Genomic DNA, 18,565 nt, shown 5'->3' with positions numbered 1-18,565 from the left:
CCATGACCACCCCCGACGCCTCCGACCGACCCGCCGCCGACCAGCCCGCGCCGGAGCACCGTCGACCCGACGGGGTCAGCGACGCCACCATCGAGGCGCTCGGCAAGCTGTCCGCCGCCCTCGACCACGTCGAGGACGGCCGCGGCCACCTCTACGCCTTCCACCGGCTCATGGGCAGTGCCGAGACCACGATGGAGGAGGCGGTGGAGCTGATCCGCGCGGCAGGTCACGACGACCTCGCCGACGCGCTCGACCGCGACGTGCTCGGCGGCAACCCGATCCCGGGCATGTGGTCGTTCCAGATGGTGGAGGCGTTCGACGACGGCTTCTACGCCCGCGCCAAGGGGCTCCACCAGCGCGCGCTCGACGACCTCGTCGAGGGGCAGCGCCACGTCTTCGAGGCCGAGATGAAGGAGCTCCGCCGCACCCGGGGCCGCAAGGGCCACGAGGCCCGGCCCGCCGACGTCGAGGGCGACCCGGAGTACGACGACTAGCGTCGGCTGCGGAGCTCGGGGAGGACGTCCGACCCGTAGGCGGCCAGCATGTCGGCGTAGTGGGGTCCCATGTTCGCGACGTACACCTCGTCGAAGCCGGCGTCCACGAAGGGCGTGTAGGCCTCGACGTGCTCGGAGACGTCCGGCCCGAAGGCTCCCTTCTCCGCGAACTTCTCCCGCGTCACCAGCTCGGCGGCCTGCTCGAAGTGCTGCGGGCTGGGCAGCACCTGGCTCAGCTCACCCGGCACGCCGGAGTTGGGCCAGATGGCGTAGGCCGTGTCGATCGCCTCGTCACGCGTGGCACCCCACGCCACCTTGAAACCGGCCTGCGTGGGCGCCTCGGCCCCCTTGGCCGCCCGGAACTGCTCCACCGACCGGGCATCGGGCTTGGTGGTGATGAAGCCATCGGCGATGCGGCAGGCCACGTCGAGCGCCTTCGGCCCGAACGCGCTCATGTAGATCGGCGGAGGGGTGTCGGGCAGCGTGTAGATGCGTGCGGTGTCCACGGTGTAGTGACGTCCCTCGTGGGACACGACCTCGCCGGTCCAGAGCCGTCGGATGACCTCCACAGCCTCCTCGAGCATCTCCAGCCGCAGCTCGGTGTGGGGCCAGACGTCGCCGAGCACGTGCTCGTTGAGCGCCTCCCCGCTGCCGACACCGAGGGTGAGACGTCCCTCGCCCAGGAGCACCGCACAGGTGGCGGCGGCCTGGGCGATGATCGCCGGATGGGTGCGCACGGTCGGGCAGGTCACTGCCGTCGTCACCGGGAGGTCGCACACCTGGGAGACGGCGCCGATCATCGACCAGACGAAGGGCGCCTCGCCCTGTGCCTCTGTCCACGGGTGGAAGTGGTCGCTGATCCAGAGGGCGTCGAAGCCCGCCTTCTCCGCCAGGCGAGCCTGGTCGAGCAGCTGGTCAGGGGTGTACTCCTCGCAGGAGAGGAAGTAGCCGAAGCGAGTCACGCGCGGACGGGCTGGGCGGACACGCGGTGGCTCGTGGGGTCGGACTCAGCCGACACCAGGAGACCGTGCTGGATCGCCCAGAGCACGGCCTGGGAGCGGGAGGAGACCTCGATCTTGGCGTAGGCGCCACGGATGTAGGACTTCACCGAGTTGATGCTGAGGTTGGTCTCCTCGGCGATCTCCCGGTTGGCGCGACCTGACGCGATCATCGAGAGGACCTCGGTCTCGCGCTGGGTCAACGGCCACTTCTCCACTGCCGGCTGGGTGGTCTCCTGCTGCCCCGACCAGGCGTCGACGACGACGCGGCCCTCGGAGATCTGCAACAGGTTCCAGACCAGGCGGCGTGCGGGCAGCCACTTGCTCACGAAGCCCGCGGCGCCGCGGGACATCTCGGTCGAGACCGCCTGGGGGCTGCAGTCCCAGCCGAAGGCGACCATGCGGGTGGGGAAGCGCTGCGGCACCCCGCGCACGCCCGTCGTACGACGGTGGGCGGAGGGCTCGTAGAGAGTGAGGTCGCACAGAGCGGCGGCCCCTTCGGCGCGGTGGGGCACCAGGGTGACGAAGGCGGCGTGCGGCTCGAGCATCGCGCGGATGCCCTGCACGACGAGCTCGCTCTCGTCCATGATCGCCACCTTGACGTGCCGGGCGGCGGAAACACTGTGTCGGTCCATGGGCCTGCAGTACCCCGATGGGCGAGACGCATGCGTCCCGGCGTCCTACCCGTTCCACCCCAACAGGTGTCGCGCCACACCGGCAGCCTGTGACTCGGCGATCCCGACGACGGCGGCGGCCTCGCGCAGGAGCGTCAGGGCCTCGTCGGTCGTGACTCCTGCGGTGGCGGCCACGAGTCCCACCGCGACGTCCACCAGACGCTGCTCGCGCAGCCGCTCGGGAGCGGCTTCCGCGCGGCGGAGGGTGTCGAAGCCGAGGTCGGCGTTGGTCACCGCGCCGGCCTGCCAGGCGCCCAGGGCCTCGACCAGGCCGTCGATGCGGTTGTGGAAGGCATGGGCGGTGGAGGCGTAGAGGTCGATGTTGAGCACGGCGCGCCCGTCCTCGACGACCGGCAGGCACACGGTGCTGGCGATGCCGTCGAACGCGCGCTCGCGCGCCATGTCGGCCCATCCGCTCTCGTCGAGGGCCGGGGAGTCGGCGGGGTCGTCGTCGCACTCCTCGGCGCACTCGGTGTCGATCGGCGCTCTCTCCACGCGGGTCTCGGGGTCCACGAGGGTGAAGGTCAGGTCGTCGTCGAGCATCGTGACGCTCAGCGCCACGCACTCGGGCACGGCTCGCACTGCCCAGCCCTCGATCACCCTGAGCAGACCCTCGACGTCGTCGACCGACGGCGTGACGTACTCGTCCAGTGCTTCTCTGCTCTGGGGCAGTAGTTCCATGACGTGCCCCCTCGCAAGCGGTGGGATCCCCCGGACCTTTCCGATGGTCCTCCACCCCGACCGTGGGACACCACACCCGCCCGGGCGGTCGACTTTAGGCGCATACGGATCGCGCTCACGGGGTACGCCTCGACGTGGCCACAGAACCGCAGCACCCCGTCGTCGTGCTCGACCTGGACGGCACGCTCGTCGAATCGGTCTACCACCACGTCGTCGCCTGGCAGGCGGCCTTCCACGACGTCGGTCTCAACGTGAGTGGCGTGCGCACCCACGAGGCCATCGGCATGGGCGGTGACCGACTGGTCGCCCACGTGGCCGGGGACCGCGCCGAGACCGCGGTCGGCGACGACGTCCGCGCGCTCCACGACACGCACTTCCGAGCAGGCCTGCGGAACATCTGCGCCCTCGACGGGGCGTCGGACCTCGTCGAGACCCTGGCCGACCACGGCCACCGGGTCGTGGTGGCCAGCTCGTCCCCCGGAGACCTCGTCGACGAGCTGCTCGACCTCGTCGACGCCCGGTCCCGGCTCACCGCCGTGGTGGCCGCGTCGGACGACGTGCCCAGCAAGCCGGCCCCCGACCTGGTCCGGCTCGCCGTCTCCCGCGCCGGTGGAGGCAACGCCATTGCCGTGGGCGACGCCGTGTGGGACGCCCTCGCCGCCGAGGCGGCGGACGTTCCCAGCATCGGACTGCGCAGTGGTGGCACCGGCGCCGAGCGCCTGCGCTCGGCGGGCGCCTCGTGGGTCTACGACGGGCCGCGCGACCTGCTGGCCCAGCTCTCGCACAGCCCGCTCCGCGTCCACTGACACGCGGGACCGGTCGACTCAGCCGGCTGCCGGATAGGGAGTGGCAGCGAGCAGGGTGGCGAGGTGCGTCGCGTTGCGCGCCAGCATCCGGGTCGTGCCGGCCGTGGCCTCCGGGGTCGGCGAGACGTCCTTGAAGTCGACGGCCTGCATGGCCTCCCCGACCCAGTACGTCGCCGCCTGCGCCGGGAGGGTGAAACCGACGTCGTTGAGGGCCTGGAACACCTCGGCGCTCACGTGGTGCGCGCCGTCCTCGTTGCCGACGACACCGATGCCGGCGACCTTGCCGAAGGTCAGCGGACGCCCGTCGTCGTCGGTCTCGGAGAGCTCGGCGTCGAGCCGCTCGAGGACCATCTTGCAGACCGATGCGGGCTGGCCCATCCAGATCGGTGTCGCCAGGACGAGCACGTCGGCGCCGAGCATCTGCTCGCGGAGAGTGGGCCAGGCGTCACCGTCACCCTCGTCGATGCTCACCCCGAAGCGCACGTCATGGTCGACGACCCGTGTCATCGAGCCCGCGACCCCGAGGTCGGCGAACGCCTCCAGGACCTGGGTGCCCAGCAGCTCCGCGCTGGACTCGGCCGGTGAGCGCTTGAGCGTGCAGTTCAGGACGAGGCAGGTCAGGTCGGTCATGCCGACACGTACCCCGGGGCCGGGCGATGATGCGCGAGCGCCGGGGACCCCTCGCACGGCGTACGGGAGGGTGTCCCCGGCGGGTCTCGCGGGGGGTGGCCGTCGAGGCCGCGGCGGGCGGCCCCGACGTGACAACCGGGTACCCACGCTCCGACGGTGCCATGCGGGGGCGGAACGACTTTCTCTCCCGCCACGGGGTACTCCAGAGGAGACCGCACACCCCGCTCGCCAAGGAGACGCCATGACCACCCCCGACGACACCGCTCCCGAGACGCACGCCGACCCCCAGACGCACCTCGACACCGACCCGGTGAACGACCCGGAGACGGACCTCGCCGGCACCCCCGGCAACCCCGACAACCCCGACAAGGACTCCGAGGACGACCCCGGCCGACTATGACCGGCGCCGGAACCGCCGCGAGGCCAGCGCGACGAGGTTGGCGACCATCCCGAGCAGGGCACTGCCCTGCTTTCCCCTCAGCGCGTTGTGCTCCTGGCGCGTCGCCAGCACGTTGCCGGGGCCGTGCACCACTGGCGCCACGAGGTCCTGCGCGACCACGGTGAACAGCGGGCCCACCAGCCGGTCGTAGACCCACGGCAGCGTGGTGAAGCCCAGTCGGATGACGTTGTTGCCGATGCCGACCTGACCGCTGCGGCGCGGGTGGTCGGCCACCTCCAGCACTCGCCTGGCGATCCGCTCGGGCGAGGACACCGGGAAGGGCGGCCGCCCGACCGAGTCGCCGTACGTCGCCGCCTGGCGGTAGATCGGGGTGTCGACCCCTCCGGGGGCGACGTAGCCGATGCGGAGGCCGGGCCGGTCACGGTTGTCGACGCGCAGCTGGCGCACGAGGCCGCGCACGCCCCACTTGCTGACGACGTACGCCGCCATGTCGGGCACACCGATGTGTCCGATCACCGACCCGACGAGCACCACGCTCCCGGCGTCCTGCTGCCGAAGCAGCGGCAGCACGTGGCGGACGAGGTTGACCGGACCGAGGAGGTTGGTCGTCACGACCCCGTCGAACACGTCCGCCGGGACGTCGGGGATGCGGCCGTAGGCCACGACGCCGGCGCAGCTCACGACGACGTCGAGCCGCCCGTGCCGCGCGATCACGGCGGACACGGCGGTGGCGACCTCCGCGTCGTCACCGACGTCGGCGGGCGCGACGAGCACCGAGGCGGCACCGAGCCGCTCGCAGTCCGAGGCCACCCGCTCCAGCGCCTCGCGGCCGCGGGCGAGCAGGACCACGTGGTCGCCGCGGGCGGCCGCCTGTCGTACGACGGCCTCACCGATGCCGCTGGACGCGCCCGTCACCAGGACGACGCGTGCGGACCCGCTCAACGGGTGGAGCCCTCGGTGTCGCCGGAGCGGCGGCCGGTGCCGTCGGGATCGGCGGGGTCGGGGACGGCGGGGTCGTCGTCGCGGCCGTGGGTCTGCCGGATCCGACGCCCGCGGAGCTCGTCGGCGCGCTCCTTCTCGGCCGCCTTCTCGATCTTGCGGGTGTCACGCGGGGGGAGCTGGATGTCCTTCTCTGCGGGCATCCCCGCCTGCAGCTCGCGGGCGCGCTCGAGCTCGGCGTCGAGCTCGGCGCCGAAGAGCAGGGCGAGGTTGGTGATCCAGAGCCAGAGCAGAAACACGACGACGCCGGCGAGCGAGCCGTAGGTCTTGTCGTAGCTGCTGAAGTTGGCGACGTACACGCCGAAGGCCGCCGACGCGACGAGCCAGACCACGATCGCCACGGCCGCGCCGACACTGATCCACCGGAACTTCGGCTGCTTGACGTTGGGAGTGGCGTAGTAGAGCAGGCCCACGATGAGCATGACGACCAGCAGCATCACCGGCCACTTGGCGATGTTCCAGACCAGGACGGCGGTCGAGCCGAGCCCGATGACGTCGCCGACCGCCTCGGCGGCCGGGCCGGTGAGCACCAGGCTGAGCGCGACGAGCGCGGTGAGCACGACGGTCACGAGGGTGACCAGGAGCATCGTGGGCCGCAGCTTCCACACCGGCCTGCCCTCGCCGACCTCGTACACCCGGTTCATCCCGCGACCGAACGCACCGACGTAGCCCGAGGCCGACCACAGCGCGGCGGCGAGGCCGAGGACGAGGCCGAGCCCCGCGCTCGAGGACGTGCTGAGCTGCACCAGCGTGGGTTCGAGGGTGTCGGCCGCACCGCCGGCCCCGACGCTGCGCAGCACCTGCAGGAGCGCGTCGACGGTGTCGGGGCCCTGCCCCACGAGCCCCACCAGGGAGAGCATCGCGAGCGCGGCCGGGAACAGTGCCAGGACGGCGTAGTAGGTCAGCGCCGCGGCGAGGTCGGTGCACTGGTCGTCGGAGAACTCGCGCCACGTCTTGCGCGCGACGTAGGTCCACGACGTCCTGGTGAGGTCGCCGGGAGAGTCGGGCTTGGCGGGGTGGTCGGGGTCGTCCGTGCGATCAGGACGTGAGCCGGAGGGGGTCTGGGCTGCTGCGCGTTGCATGCTGCCCCGTACCCCGCGACCCGCTCTTCACGCGCGGCTCGACTCACCGCGCGCACGGGTCGTCAGCACGCGCGCGGCGAGGAACCCGCCGACCGCTCCGAAGAGGTGGCCCTGCCACGAGACGCCGGGCTGTCCGGGCAGGACGCCGAGCAGGGCTCCGCTGTAGAGCAGGAAGACCGCGACGCCGATGAGGATCTCGGTCGGGCGGCGGTTGAGGAAGCCGCGCACGACCAGGAAGACGATCCAGCCGAAGACCAGCACCGACGCGCCGGCGTGGTTGCTGCCGGGCTGGGCGAAGAGCCAGACCCCGAGCCCACCGACGACCCAGATGATCGCCGTCGCCGCGAGGCCGCGCGCGATCCCCGTCGCCAGGGTCAGGAAGCCGAGGACCAGCACGGGCACGGTGTTGCCGACCAGGTGCTCGAAGCCGAAGTGCAGCAACGGGGCGACGGCCACGCCGACGAGCCCGTCCTCGGAGCGGGGCTGGACGCCGTACGCGTCGAGCGGGTGGCCCGACGACGCGTCGACGATCTCGAGCATCCACAGCAGCGCCACGAACCCGCCCGTGAGCAGCGCGGCCTGCTGCCAGGCGGGCTCGCGGGTCGTGGTGGACATGCCCTTCATCGTGGCAAACGGGGTGAAAGGTGCCTGATGGCCCTCCCCGTCGGTCAGGAGCCCTCGGGCGGGAAGCCGCCCGTGGCCACGGGGCCCCACCGCGTCGGCGTGATCCGCAGGAGCGACTTGCCCTGCTTCACCATGGCCGCGCGGTACTCGTCCCAGTCGGAGTGCTCGCCGGCGATGTTGCGGAAGTACTCCACGAAGCCCTCGAGCGCCTCGGGCCCCTCGGTGGCGTCGAGCACCTCGCAGGTCCCGTCGACCTGGACCCACGCGTCGTCCCACTCCTCGGAGAGCACCAGCACGGAGACGTCCGGGTGCTTGCGAGCGTTCTTCGTCTTGGCCCGCTGGGGGTAGGACGAGATGACGATCCGGCCGTTGTCGTCGACGCCGCCGGTCACCGGCGAGGACTGCGGGGACCCGTCGGCCCGGCTGGTGATCAGCACCATGTGGTGCCGGGGGCGTACGAAGTCCAGCAGCTCGTCGAGGCCGACGTCGGTGGTGGTCGCGGTCTTGGGTGACATGCGTCGAGGCTAGCCCCGGCGCCCCTCACCAGCGGTCGTGGACCTGTGCGCGGATGCGTCCGTCGTAGAGGTCGCTGACCAGGTCGAGGAGTGCTGCCGGCAGGGGTGCGACCTCTCCCGCGGCGGCGTTGGCCTGCGCCTGGGTCACGTTGCGCGCCCCGGGGATGACGGTGGAGACGCCGGGCTGCTGCCACACCCAGGCGAGCGCGACCTGGGCGGCGGTGGCGTCGAGCCCGCTGTCCTTCACCATGCGGGTGAACTCCTGCGCCGCCTCGACCCCGGTGGCGTAGTCGACGCCGGAGAAGGTCTCCCCCACGTCGAAGGCGCTGCCGTCGCGGTTGTAGGTCCGGTGGTCGTCGGCCGCGAACGTGGTGTCGAGGCCGTACTTCCCCGACAGCAGGCCGGAGGCGAGCGGCACGCGGGCGATGATGCCGGCGCCGGCGGCCTCGGCTGCGGGGAGCACCTCGTCGAGGGGCTTCATCCGGAAGGCGTTGAGGATGATCTGCACGCTCGCCACGTGGGGACGGGCGATCGCGCTCAGGGCCTGGGCGGCGGTCTCGACGCTGACGCCGTAGGCCGCGATGACCTGCTCCTCGACGAGCCGGTCGAGGACGTCGTACGTCGCGTCGTCGTCGATGACCGCGCTCGGCGGGCAGTGCAGCTGGACGAGGTCGATGGTGTCGACCCCGAGGTTGCGACGCGAGCGATCGAGCCAGGCCCGGAAGTTGGCCTCGACGTAGTTCGCCGGGACCTGGTCCTCGCGACGCCCCATCTTGGTCGCGACGGTGAAGCCCGCGTCGGGGTGCGCCGCGACGAAGCGGCCGACGAGCTGCTCGCTGCGGCCGTCGCCGTAGACGTCGGCGGTGTCGTAGAACGTCACGCCCGCCTCCGCGGAGGCCTCCAGGACCTCCCGCGCGTCCGTCTCGGTGACCTCGCCCCAGTCGGCGCCGAGCTGCCAGGTGCCGAGGCCCACCACGGAGACCTCGCGGTCAGTACGTCCCAGGATTCGCTGCTGCATGCGGGCGAGTCTTGCAGGAGGCTGGGTGGGCCGCCCGCTCAGTCCAGCCGGGCCCGGTCGAACCCGGTGTGGACGGCGTCGTCGGTGCGCGCGGCGTCCCGGCCGGTGGCGCGGAGGCTGTCCGCGGCGTGGCCCACGGCCGTGCCACTGGCGCGGAGGCCGTCACCGATGCTCGCGACCATCCGGCGCACGGCCTGGGCGAGCTCGGGCGCCTGCGGCACCCGGCCGAGGTCGCCGGCGGAGAGGTGCACGGCCGCCGCGTCGTGGGACGTGCGGGTCAGCCGGCGGGCAGGAGCCTCCAGCTCGGCGGCCACGAGCTCGAGCGACTCGGGGCCGATGAACAGCTCGCCCGACAGCCCGAGCCCCGAGAGCGGCGTGCTGGTCAGGTGCCGGTTCGCCCACAGGTCCTCGTCGTCGCCGGCGTACTTCGTCGCGCCGGACTCGTAGGTGACGAGCACGTTGCCGTCCACCTCGACCAGGCCCTCGGACATGTGGGGGAACGGGTAGGACTCCCGCGACCCGTCCTGGCCCTGGACCACGAGCGCGCTCTCCTTGTCGCGTCCGAGGGAGGTGCTGAAGACGTACTCGCCGTTGCGGACGATCACACCCTGGCAGCGCGGCGGCGTCGTGACGGCCTGGTCGGGCATCTCGACCCAGCCGCCGCTGCCGTCGGGCTGGTAGACGTGCAGCGTGCCCTCCGACTTCTCGGTGAAGGTGCCGAGGTAGAGCAGGCCGTCCTTCATCGCCGAGTAGGAACCGCCGTTGGCCACGGTCTGCACGGACTGCGGCTGCACGGTCGCGCCGGGGCCGGAGTCGCGCATGTCGGAGAGGGAGTAGGTGTAGACCTTGCCCTTGTCGGTCACGTAGACGGTGTCGCCGTCGACGGTGACGCCGCCCGCGTGCCCGGGCGTGCCGTGGTCGACGGACTCCTGGCCCAGGGCACCGGGCGTCACGCCGCCCAGCTTCACCTCGCCGACCTTCTCGCCGGTCACCTCGTCGATCAGCGCCATGACGGACGGGTCGCCGTCGTCCTGGTCGTAGGAGCCCTGGAGCAGCAGGCCCGTCGCCGGGTCGTAGCCCAGCCCCTGCGGGATGAGCCCGCGCCCGTCGCCCCAGGCGCCGATGCTCGGGATGCGCGGCCCGAGCGTGCTGCCGTAGTCGTCGAGCCACTCCTGGTTGCGGGCCAGTCCCTGCTCGACCCACTCGCGGGCCTCGTCGCTGAGCTCGTCGAGGTCCTCGCCGTCACCGGTGAGCACGGCGGTCACGCCGGCCAGGCGCGCGTTGTACGTCGTCCCGGTGGCCAGGAGCAAGCCGTTGACGAGGCGCGCGAAGAGCTCCTCGACCACCGGGGGCATCCCGGCCGGGCGGGAGCGCCAGTGGCCGATGAAGTAGCCCGCGGTGTCGTCGCACCAGGCGTAGGCGTCCTCGGCCGTCGCCACGGCGGAGTGCGTGATGCCCAGTGCGACGTGCGTCCGGGCCACGCCCGTGCGCAGGAGCTCCAACCGGGCGGCGTAGGCGTCGGCGCCGAGCCCGACCCAGTCGCGCACGACGCAACCCGCCAGGTCCTCCTGCGCGCGGTCGACGTCGAGCAGGGCGCCGTGCAGCCCCTCCGTCGCCGCGGCGATGGCGGCCGTGTCACCCGAGGTCAGCCGGGCGTGCTCGATCTCCGGGTCGGTCATCCCTCACCTCCGAGCAGACGCACCACGAGCTCGTCGGTCGCGCCGGTGGCGAACCGGACCATCGCCCCGGTCGAGGCCTCGTGGACCTCGCAGGTGCCTTGCGGGACGAGGCACGAGAGCAGGGCCGACGTCCCGTCGGCGTCGACCGCCACGCCCACCACGGTCTGCGCGTCGGCCCACCAGTCGAGCGTCCACTGCGGCGTCGGCACGTCGAGCGGGACCGCCTTGCCGTCCTCCCCGAGCACGGTGCCGCGGTCGCCGTCCTGGCGGATCGTCCAGGCGCCGTCGGGGCTCTCGGGCGCTCCCGGGACCGGGACCTGCGCCTCGCCGGCGTCGGTCACCTCGCCGGTGGCGAGGTCGATCGCGAGGGTCGTGTCCACCCCGTCGACGTACGCCGTCTCGTCGGTGATCGCGGCGACGCCGATCTCGGCGTCCTCGTAGAGGTCGGCCAGGTCGTCGTCCGTGTCACCGAGGCCCTGCGACGTCCGGGCCGCCTCGCGTCCTCCGCGCAGGTCGAGCACGACGACCTCGGCGAGCGGGGTGCCGTAGGCGTCCTCGTCCCCGGACTCGACGTCGATGCCGACGACGTACCTCCCGTCCGGTGACGCGCGCAAGGTGTCGGCGCGCACGCGCAGCCCGGTGTCGGAGGTGTCGCCGTCGACGTCGGCGAACCGGACGTCCGCACTGGCGACGCTGCCGACCTCCGCATCGTCCTCGCTCGCGGCCGGGACGAAGAAGACCCCGTCACCGGCGACGACGTACGACGACGGCAGCCCGCCCAGCTCGACCTCCGTGCCGTCGGACAGGTGCACCACGCCGTCGGCCTCCCAGACGAGCGGGTCGGTGCTCACGGGATCGGTGCTGGTCATCCCGGCAGCACCGCCGGGAGCATCCGCGGGTCCGTCGGTCCCCCCGTCCGGGCCGCAGCCGGCGAGCGCGCCGGACAGCACCACGGCAGCCGCAGCTGCGATCCCCCACCTCACCCGCATGCGGTCATCCTCCCCCAGAGGTGCGGTCCTCACACCTGATCCGGGTGGACGCAGGCGGAAGAGGGGAGCTCGACGGCGGCCAGGTGCACGGACCGAACCGACGTCCACCCGGATCCGGCGCGTGCTGCTGGGCCACGCTGTGTTGTCGTACGCGTTCGGCACCGGCGTCCTGGCTGTGGCGATCAACCCGCGTCACCAACCTGGGTCGGTGATCGTGGCTCGCACTCGAGCGGCCGGCAGATAGCACTGGTCAGGAGCGTTGACCTCGAGCCCGGATGGGTACCCGAGAAGGACACAGCCGGCGGGGAGAGCTCTGACGGGTTCGTGCCGACCAGCCTCTCTCGGAGCTCGCTCCTCGGGTGACCGCTGCTGGAGGGAGCGTGATCGTGTACACCGAGGATGGACCCATCCGCGAGATGCTGGCGATCGCCACATCCACTGACCCGCTCCTCGACCGGGCCAACGACTTCATGCGCCGGCTCGGCCGGTGGGTGCCTTTCGACGCGGCGTGGTTGGCCCTGAGCGACCCGGGGTCGAGCGTCTACGCAGTCGTGGGCAGCGCGGGGCTCGACAGGTCCGTCACCGACTTCCTCGACCGTTCGAACACGGCGCGGGATCTGGAGCTGGCCGGGCTCGACCGCTGTGGACCACCACTCAGCGTCGCCGACCTGCCCGTGCCGGTGGGCGACCTGCCCACCTGGGCCGATTGCCTCATCCCGGCGGGCTACCGCGAGGGGCTGGGAGTCGCCCTCTTCGAGCCGGCCGGTGCGCACGTCGGGTTCCTGGGGCTGCTCTACACCAGCGACGAGCTGCCCTCCGCCGTCACCCGCGGACGGCTCGCCCGCCTCGCCCCGCTGGTCGCCCGCGGAGTCTCGCCCATACGTTCCCTGCTCGCCAGCACCCGCATCGTGCCGGGCGCAGAGGCGGGAGCCGTGCTGTTGCGGGACGGCACCACCTGCCTGCTCCCCGGACTGCACGGTGACCGGGTGTTTCGCACGGGCTCGCCCGTGGTCGAGATCGCCAACGAGAGCCTGCGCGCCGGTCAGGTCTACCGGTCCTTCCTGTGGCCCGCGCGAGACACCGATGGAGGATCCTGCGGTTACGTGCGCGTCACCGTGCTGGCTGCCACCGAGGTGCCGAGCCTGGCAAGAGCGATCCTGCTGGTGAGCCCCCACGCCGACTGCCGTGGGCTCACCCCGCGCGAGCTCGAGGTGCTCGGGCTCGTGGTGGACGGCCGCTCCAACCACGAGATCGCCAGCCTGTTGACCGTGACGCCTCGGACCGTCGCCGCGCACGTCGAGCACCTGATGCACAAGCTGAGTGCGCCCTCGCGTACGTCAGCCGCGGTCCGCGCGGAGCGTGAGGGGTGCTACCTCCCCCCATCGCCCCGCGCACGGACGGGGTAGACGTCCACCCGTCACCGCTCGCATCCTGAGGCGACGCCCCTCAGTCACCCGGCCGGAAGACGGCACGTACGCACCCGTCCTCCTTCTCCTTGAACATCTGGTAGCCCTTGGGACCGTCGTCCAGCGACATGACGTGGGTGGCCAGGTGCTCGGTGCGCACCTCGTCACGGCTCATGAGCTCGAGGATGTCGGGGATGTAGCGGTGTCCGTGCTGCTGGGCTCCCCGCAAGGTCAGTGCCTTGTTCATGATCGCCCCGAGCGGGAACTTGTCGACGAACCCGGCGAAGACACCCAGCGTGAACACGGTCCCACCCTTGCGACAGGCGTAGATCGCCTCGCGCACCGCCGTGGGGCGGTCGGTCTGGAGCCGTGCCTGCTGCTTGACCTGGTCGTACAGGTGCTGCGGACCCGGACTGTGTGCCTCCATGCCGACGGCCTCGATGCACACGTCCGGTCCTCGGCCCCCGGTCAGCTCGCGCAGCTCACCCAGCACGTCCTCCCGTTCGTAGTCCAGGGTCTCCGCGCCGATGTGCGTGCGCACCTGTTCCAGCCGGTTGGCGTAGCGGTCGATGACCACGACGCGCTCGGCGCCCATGACCATCGACGCGCGAGCAGCCATCTGGCCGACGCCGCCTGCGCCCCAGACAGCGACGACGTCGCCCGGACGCACCCCCGCCTGGTGCGCCCCGGTCCAGCCGGTGGGCGCCGCGTCGGACGCGAACAACGCCCGCTCGTCGGAGACGCCGTCGGGGATGGCGAAGGCTCCCTGGTCGGCGTACGGCACACGGATGTAGCGGGCGTGGCTGCCGGCCCAGCCCCCCATCGCGTGCGAGTAGCCGTAGCAACCCCCGATCGACTGGCCCCAGAGCGCCTCGGTGATCCCCGGGTTGGGGTTGCCGTTGTCGCAGAGCGAGAACAACCCCTCCTTGCAGTACCAGCACCGGCCGCAGCTGGTGAAGGAGACCACCACGACGCGGTCGCCCACCTGGTGCCTCGTCACCCCGGCGCCGACCTCGGCGACGGTGCCCATGAACTCGTGCCCGAGGACGTCCCCCGCACGCATCGCGGGGATGTAGCCGCCGACCAGGTGCAGGTCCGAGCCGCACGTGGCACTCAGACCCACCTCGAGGATGAGGTCGTGGTCGTTGATGATCGTGGGCTCGGGGACGTCCTCGACACCGATCTCGTTGATCCCGCGCCACGTCACCGCCTTCATCGCACACCCGCCTTGGGAGCCACCTTGGTCCACGCCTCCAGGAGCACCCCGCCGGGAGTCGCCGTGCGTCTCCCGTGCGGTGCGGGGTCGACGACCAGCACCTCCCCCACCTCGATCAGCTGCTTGGCCTTCCGCAGAGCCGAGCGGAGGTCGGACGTGAGGTCGCTGCCGGTGAGGCGACCGCGCTCGCCGCCCGAGGTCCCCCGCTCACGCAGCCGGACCGCCAGCTCGGTCCCCTTGTCGCCGGGGGCGGGGGTCAGACGCACCTCGACGTCATCGCCGAGCTCGGCGAGCGGCGCGGGCAGCGGCGTGTCCGCCAGGTCCGACGGGTCGCACAGCACGGTGACCGCGAGCCACCCTGACGCCGTCGAGCCCGGCTCGGCCGGCCGGTCCGATGCCGGGTGGAGGACCGAGCGAACCTGTCGGACAACCGTCAGGCCGGCGCGGGCCGCGCGTGATGTCACGTGTTCCATGGTCGAGCTCATGGCCGCCCTCCCACGACGTCGCCGCCGGTTGCCCGCCGTTCGTCTGCCGTCCTCGACATGTCACGCGCCTGCCATGGCGGGGTGCAGGACGACCTTCGTCCAGCCGTCGTCCCGCTTGTCGAAGTGCTCGTAGGCCTCCGGCGCCTTGTCCAGCGGCAGCTCGTGGCTGACGATGAACGACGGTTCGGCCTTGCCCCCGGCGATCAGGTCGCGCAGCTGCCGGTTGTACTTCTTGACCGGCGCCTGCCCGCTGCCCATCTTCTGGCCCTTGAACCAGAACATGCCGAAGTCGAAGGCGAGCTTGCCCTGCTTGGCCAGCTCGTCACTGGCCCCGGGGTCCTGCGGGATGTACACCCCGACGACGCCGATCGTGCCGGTGAAGCGCACGGAGGCGACCAGCCGGTTCATCGTCAGGTTGGGCTGCTCCTGGCCGCCGGGGTCGTGCGCCTGGTAGCCGACGCACTCGCAGCCGTTGTCGGCGCCCAGCCCCATCGTCTGCTCCAGCACGGCCTGGACCGGATCGACCTTCGAGTCGTCGATGGCGATCGCCCCGATCGACTCGGCCAGCCGCAGCCGGTCGGGCTGCCGGTCGACGACCATGACCTTGCTCGCCCCCCGGATGGTCGCCGAGAGGGCGGCCATCAACCCCACCGGGCCGGCGCCGTAGATGACGGTCTGGTCGCCGGGCTTCACGCCGGCCATCTCGGTGGCGTGGTATCCGGTCGGGAAGATGTCGGCGAGCATGACGTAGTCGGTCTGGCGCTCCTCGGCGTCCTCGCCGAGCCGCAGGCAGTTGAAGTCGCCCCAGGGCACGCGCAACAGCTCGGCCTGGCCACCGCCGTACGGGCCCATGTCGGCGAAGCCGTAGGCGGCGCCCGCCATCTTCGGCTCCGGCTGCGCGGTCAGGCAGTAGTTCGTGAGCTGCCTCTCGCAGTTCTTGCAGTGTCCGCACGCGATGTTGAACGGGAGGACGACGTACTCACCGACCTGGACCTTGTCCACGCCTTCCCCGACCTCGATGACCTGGCCCAGGTTCTCGTGCCCGAACCATCGTCCGACCTCGAAGTCGGTCCGGCCCTCGTACATGTGGAGGTCCGAACCGCAGATGTTCGCCGAGGTGATCCTCACCAGGACGTCGGTCGGCCTCTCGATCCGGGCGTCCGGGACGTCCTTGACGCTCACCTGGCGCGGGCCCTCGTACACGACTGCCTTCATGCTGCTGCCTCCCTCGAGACGGATGCTGCTGCTGCCCGGGACCGAGCGGCTCCGTCCATTAAGGCAGCGCGTCGGGCTCCCCGGGTATTGGCAGAAATGCCGACGGCGTCTGCCTTGTTGCCGAGGATGGGACGTGCCTACGGTGCCGGGATGAGGGCCCTACGCGTCGGCGTGGTTGCCGATCCTGCGTCCCCCACCGAGATCGCGCGTGGGTTCTGCGACCTCGACCCTCCGCGCGACCAGGATCGCGGCGCCTGGGAGATGGACCTGGTGAGCGAGCCGTTCACCACCGGTTCCGAGGACGTCGGGACCGCGGTGGATCGGCTCTGCGACAGGGCCGACGACCAGGAGTGGGACGTCGTCGTGGGCCTGACCGAGCTCCCCCTGCGCGGCCCGGACGGCAGGTACCTCCTGGTCGAGACCGACCACCAGCGACGAGCAGCAGTGGTCTCGCTCCCGGCTCTCGGCGGCTTCCGCGTGCAGTCCCGCTCCCACCGCGCGGTCCGCTCGCTGGTCGACAGCCTGGTCGAGGACCGGAGCGCCGACCGCGAGCAGCGGGTCCCTCTTCCTGTCTCGACCGGACACTGGCGCCTGCTCCTCGGGATGGTGCTCGCCAATCGGCCGTGGCTCCTCGTGCCCGGGCTCAAGTCCGCACTGGTCGCGGCCCTTGCGACCGGTGCCGTCGCGACGATCAACTCGACGGTGTGGCTCCTTGCGGGTTCGCTCTCGCCGTGGCGCCTCGTCGTGGCGACGGTGGTCTCGGTCGCGCTCGTCGTCGCCTGGATCATCATCGACGGGAACCTCTGGGACCGCCCGGACGAGGACTCGCCCGAGGCTCGGGACAGGTCCCGGCTCTACAACACCTCGACGCTCGTGACCGTGACCACCGGCGTGCTGATCTGCTACCTCGTGCTCTACGTGGTCAACCTGCTGTGGGCGCTGTTCGTGCTCGACCCGGCTGTGATGGGGAGCTACCTCGGCTCATCTCTCGACCACCGCGACCTCTTCGTGCTTGCCTGGTTCGTCGCCTCTGCGGCGACCGTCGGCGGCGGCCTGGGCACCGGACTCGAGTCGGACGAGGCCATCCGCAGAGCCGCGTACTCGAAGAGGGAGGAAGAGCGACGCGGCCGGCTCGAGCGGACGCGCACATGACCTGGGTGCCGGGTCCCCGGGGGGAGTCGGAGCCGCCGGCCCCGTGCGGGCAGTCGCGATCACGCGGTCCCTGTCGAGCTTGTGTGGACGTGGGCGCCTCGTCCAGGCGTGCCAGCGTCCTCCGTCTGCCCGGCGCTGGCGACGTCGGTCGAGTCCTCGGTGGTGTCGCTGGGACCGGCGTTGTTCCAGTCGGCCAGCTCCTGGGCGGCCTGCTCCACGGCGTCGACGATGCCGACGTAGCCGGTGCAGCGGCAGATGTTTCCGGACATCTCCTCGCGGATCCGCTCGCGTGAAGGCTTCTCCTCGCGGTGCAGCAGGTCGAGCGCAGAGATGAGCATGCCAGGGGTGCAGAAGCCGCACTGCAGGCCGTGCTTGTCGCAGAACGCCTTCTGTACGGCGTGCAGCTCGCCGCTGTCGGAGGCGAGGCCCTCGATGGTGGTGACGGAGGCGCCGTCGGCCTGCACAGCGAACATCAGGCAGGCGCGAACGGGTTGCCCGTCGACCATGACGGTGCAGGCGCCGCAGACGCCGTGCTCACAGCCGAGGTGGGTCCCGGTCAGGCCGAGGTCCTCGCGGAGCGCATCGGCGAGGGTCCTGCGTGGCTCGACGTCGACGGTGGCGTGGGTGCCGTTGACTGACATGTTGACCTGCATCAGCTGACTCCTACCGGGCGAGCGGTGGCTTGGGTGAGTGCCTGGGTGATCGAGCGGTGCGCATACTCCTCGACCATGGCGCTGCGGTACCGGCTCGAGGCATGGAGGTCGTCGCCGGGACTGACGGCCGCGGCAGCCGCCTGCGCCGCTGCCCGAACGTTCTCGGGGCTCGTGGTGTCGTTGAGCAGCGCCTCGGCCTCGGGCACGCGCAGTGGCACACCGGCGATCCCACCGATCGCCACGCGCCACGTGCCGTGGACCTGAGCGGTGACGGCCATGACGAGCCCGAAGTCTCCATGGCGACGGGAGAGCTCGGCGAAGCCCCATGCCTCGGGGATCGGCATGTCGACGCGGACCAGGACCTCGTCGGTCTGCAGGTCGGGCTCGAGGGGCCCGAGGAAGAAGTCGCCGGCAGCGGCCTCGCGTGATCCCGATGGGCCGTGGACGGTCAGCCTCGCCTCCAGCGCGGCTGCGACGACCGGCCACTCGGCGCTGGGGTCGGAGTGAGCGATGCTGCCGCCCAGTGTTCCGCGGGAGCGGATGGCGGGGTGGCCGATCCACCTGGCTGCCGCGGCCAGGAGCGGTGAGTGCTGCTGCTCGAGCAGGTCGGCGTGGCGGACCAGGGCGCCCATTCTGAGCTCGTCGTCGCGGTGCTCGATGGCCGCGATGCCGGGGATGCGGTTGATGTCGACCAGCAGGGAGGGCCGTGCCAGGCGCATCGCCAGGACAGGGGCCAGGCTCTGGCCGCCGGCGATGATCTTGCCGTCGCCGTCGGCCTCCTGCAGCGCCCGGACGCATCCGGCGATGCTGTCCACGCGGACGTAGTCGAATGGAGCGGCCTTCATCGGT

Annotated in this window: 21 protein-coding genes; 5 read left to right on the top strand and 16 right to left on the bottom strand. The window is 71.7% G+C overall.

Annotated features, from left to right (window positions below):
• Positions 1–2: 2 nt before the first annotated feature.
• On the top strand, positions 3–494 hold the full coding sequence (locus JWN97_RS04650) for a hypothetical protein (protein ID WP_297619041.1): 492 nt from the start codon (positions 3–5) through the stop codon (positions 492–494).
• Here JWN97_RS04650 and JWN97_RS04645 read toward each other — a convergent pair.
• From JWN97_RS04645 to JWN97_RS04635, 3 genes are read right to left on the bottom strand one after another with little or no spacing between them, the layout of a single operon-like run.
• On the bottom strand, positions 491–1,456 hold the full coding sequence (locus tag JWN97_RS04645; protein WP_297619039.1) for a TIGR03557 family F420-dependent LLM class oxidoreductase: 966 nt from the start codon (positions 1,454–1,456) through the stop codon (positions 491–493). The genes JWN97_RS04650 and JWN97_RS04645 overlap by 4 nt on opposite strands.
• Positions 1,453–2,127, bottom strand: coding sequence for a response regulator transcription factor (locus JWN97_RS04640; protein ID WP_297619035.1), 675 nt, complete (start codon positions 2,125–2,127; stop codon positions 1,453–1,455). The genes JWN97_RS04645 and JWN97_RS04640 overlap by 4 nt, the downstream gene beginning before the upstream one ends.
• A gap of 45 nt (positions 2,128–2,172) precedes the next feature.
• On the bottom strand, positions 2,173–2,847 hold the full coding sequence (locus JWN97_RS04635) for an ANTAR domain-containing protein (RefSeq protein WP_297619033.1): 675 nt from the start codon (positions 2,845–2,847) through the stop codon (positions 2,173–2,175).
• Between the two features lie 134 nt (positions 2,848–2,981).
• On the opposite strand from JWN97_RS04635, the gene JWN97_RS04630 reads away from it, so the two are divergent.
• Positions 2,982–3,653, top strand: coding sequence for an HAD family hydrolase (locus JWN97_RS04630; RefSeq protein ID WP_297619030.1), 672 nt, complete (start codon positions 2,982–2,984; stop codon positions 3,651–3,653).
• 18 nt (positions 3,654–3,671) lie between these two features.
• Here the strand turns inward: JWN97_RS04630 and JWN97_RS04625 are convergent, their stop codons facing one another.
• Positions 3,672–4,283 (bottom strand): NAD(P)H-dependent oxidoreductase, encoded by a 612-nt coding sequence (locus JWN97_RS04625; RefSeq protein ID WP_297619027.1) that lies wholly within the window; start codon positions 4,281–4,283, stop codon positions 3,672–3,674.
• Between the two features lie 241 nt (positions 4,284–4,524).
• Here JWN97_RS04625 and JWN97_RS04620 point away from each other — a divergent pair, with 241 nt between their 5' ends.
• Complete coding sequence (locus JWN97_RS04620) at positions 4,525–4,683, top strand: hypothetical protein (protein WP_297619024.1); 159 nt, start codon at positions 4,525–4,527, stop codon at positions 4,681–4,683.
• Here the strand turns inward: JWN97_RS04620 and JWN97_RS04615 are convergent.
• The 7 genes from JWN97_RS04615 to JWN97_RS04585 are packed head-to-tail and all read right to left on the bottom strand — an operon-like array spanning position 4,678 to position 11,589.
• The gene (locus JWN97_RS04615; protein ID WP_297619021.1) at positions 4,678–5,625 is read right to left on the bottom strand and encodes an SDR family NAD(P)-dependent oxidoreductase; all 948 of its coding nucleotides are present in this window, start codon (positions 5,623–5,625) and stop codon (positions 4,678–4,680) included. The genes JWN97_RS04620 and JWN97_RS04615 overlap by 6 nt on opposite strands.
• A complete protein-coding gene (locus JWN97_RS04610) occupies positions 5,622–6,764 on the bottom strand; it encodes a YihY/virulence factor BrkB family protein (RefSeq protein WP_297619018.1) in 1,143 nt (380 codons plus the stop codon). The genes JWN97_RS04615 and JWN97_RS04610 overlap by 4 nt, the downstream gene beginning before the upstream one ends.
• 27 nt (positions 6,765–6,791) lie before the next feature.
• Positions 6,792–7,379 (bottom strand): rhomboid family intramembrane serine protease, encoded by a 588-nt coding sequence (locus JWN97_RS04605; protein WP_297619015.1) that lies wholly within the window; start codon positions 7,377–7,379, stop codon positions 6,792–6,794.
• Between the two features lie 53 nt (positions 7,380–7,432).
• A complete protein-coding gene (locus JWN97_RS04600; RefSeq protein ID WP_297619012.1) occupies positions 7,433–7,903 on the bottom strand; it encodes a PPOX class F420-dependent oxidoreductase in 471 nt (156 codons plus the stop codon).
• A gap of 25 nt (positions 7,904–7,928) precedes the next feature.
• A complete protein-coding gene (locus JWN97_RS04595; protein ID WP_297619009.1) occupies positions 7,929–8,921 on the bottom strand; it encodes an aldo/keto reductase in 993 nt (330 codons plus the stop codon).
• 38 nt (positions 8,922–8,959) lie between these two features.
• Positions 8,960–10,600 (bottom strand): hypothetical protein, encoded by a 1,641-nt coding sequence (locus tag JWN97_RS04590; RefSeq protein WP_297619006.1) that lies wholly within the window; start codon positions 10,598–10,600, stop codon positions 8,960–8,962.
• Positions 10,597–11,589 (bottom strand): hypothetical protein, encoded by a 993-nt coding sequence (locus tag JWN97_RS04585; RefSeq protein ID WP_297619003.1) that lies wholly within the window; start codon positions 11,587–11,589, stop codon positions 10,597–10,599. Before JWN97_RS04585 ends, JWN97_RS04590 begins: the two co-directional genes overlap by 4 nt.
• Before the next feature lie 386 nt (positions 11,590–11,975).
• Here JWN97_RS04585 and JWN97_RS04580 point away from each other — a divergent pair, with 386 nt between their 5' ends.
• A complete protein-coding gene (locus JWN97_RS04580; protein ID WP_297619001.1) occupies positions 11,976–12,995 on the top strand; it encodes a LuxR C-terminal-related transcriptional regulator in 1,020 nt (339 codons plus the stop codon).
• Positions 12,996–13,035: 40 nt separating this feature from the next.
• On the opposite strand, the gene JWN97_RS04575 is transcribed toward JWN97_RS04580, so the two are convergent.
• The 3 genes from JWN97_RS04575 to JWN97_RS04565 form a co-directional block, all read right to left on the bottom strand.
• Positions 13,036–14,211, bottom strand: coding sequence for a zinc-dependent alcohol dehydrogenase (locus JWN97_RS04575; protein WP_297618998.1), 1,176 nt, complete (start codon positions 14,209–14,211; stop codon positions 13,036–13,038).
• Positions 14,208–14,675, bottom strand: a complete 468-nt coding sequence (locus JWN97_RS04570) for a hypothetical protein (RefSeq protein WP_297618995.1) — start codon at positions 14,673–14,675, stop codon at positions 14,208–14,210. Before JWN97_RS04570 ends, JWN97_RS04575 begins: the two co-directional genes overlap by 4 nt.
• 81 nt (positions 14,676–14,756) lie before the next feature.
• Complete coding sequence (locus JWN97_RS04565; RefSeq protein ID WP_297618989.1) at positions 14,757–15,911, bottom strand: glutathione-independent formaldehyde dehydrogenase; 1,155 nt, start codon at positions 15,909–15,911, stop codon at positions 14,757–14,759.
• A 150-nt stretch (positions 15,912–16,061) separates the two neighbouring features.
• Here JWN97_RS04565 and JWN97_RS04560 point away from each other — a divergent pair, with 150 nt between their 5' ends.
• The gene (locus tag JWN97_RS04560) at positions 16,062–17,063 is read left to right on the top strand and encodes a hypothetical protein (protein WP_297618986.1); all 1,002 of its coding nucleotides are present in this window, start codon (positions 16,062–16,064) and stop codon (positions 17,061–17,063) included.
• A 59-nt stretch (positions 17,064–17,122) separates the two neighbouring features.
• Here JWN97_RS04560 and JWN97_RS04555 read toward each other — a convergent pair whose 3' ends face one another.
• Complete coding sequence (locus JWN97_RS04555; protein ID WP_363321252.1) at positions 17,123–17,716, bottom strand: (2Fe-2S)-binding protein; 594 nt, start codon at positions 17,714–17,716, stop codon at positions 17,123–17,125.
• On the bottom strand, positions 17,716–18,561 hold the full coding sequence (locus JWN97_RS04550; RefSeq protein WP_297618984.1) for an FAD binding domain-containing protein: 846 nt from the start codon (positions 18,559–18,561) through the stop codon (positions 17,716–17,718). Before JWN97_RS04550 ends, JWN97_RS04555 begins: the two co-directional genes overlap by 1 nt.
• Between the last annotated feature and the right edge of the window lie 4 nt (positions 18,562–18,565).

It is taken from the genome of Nocardioides sp., from assembly GCF_025965415.1.
Lineage (GTDB): Bacteria > Actinomycetota > Actinomycetes > Propionibacteriales > Nocardioidaceae > Nocardioides.
This window is presented reverse-complemented; position numbering and strand designations above follow the sequence as displayed.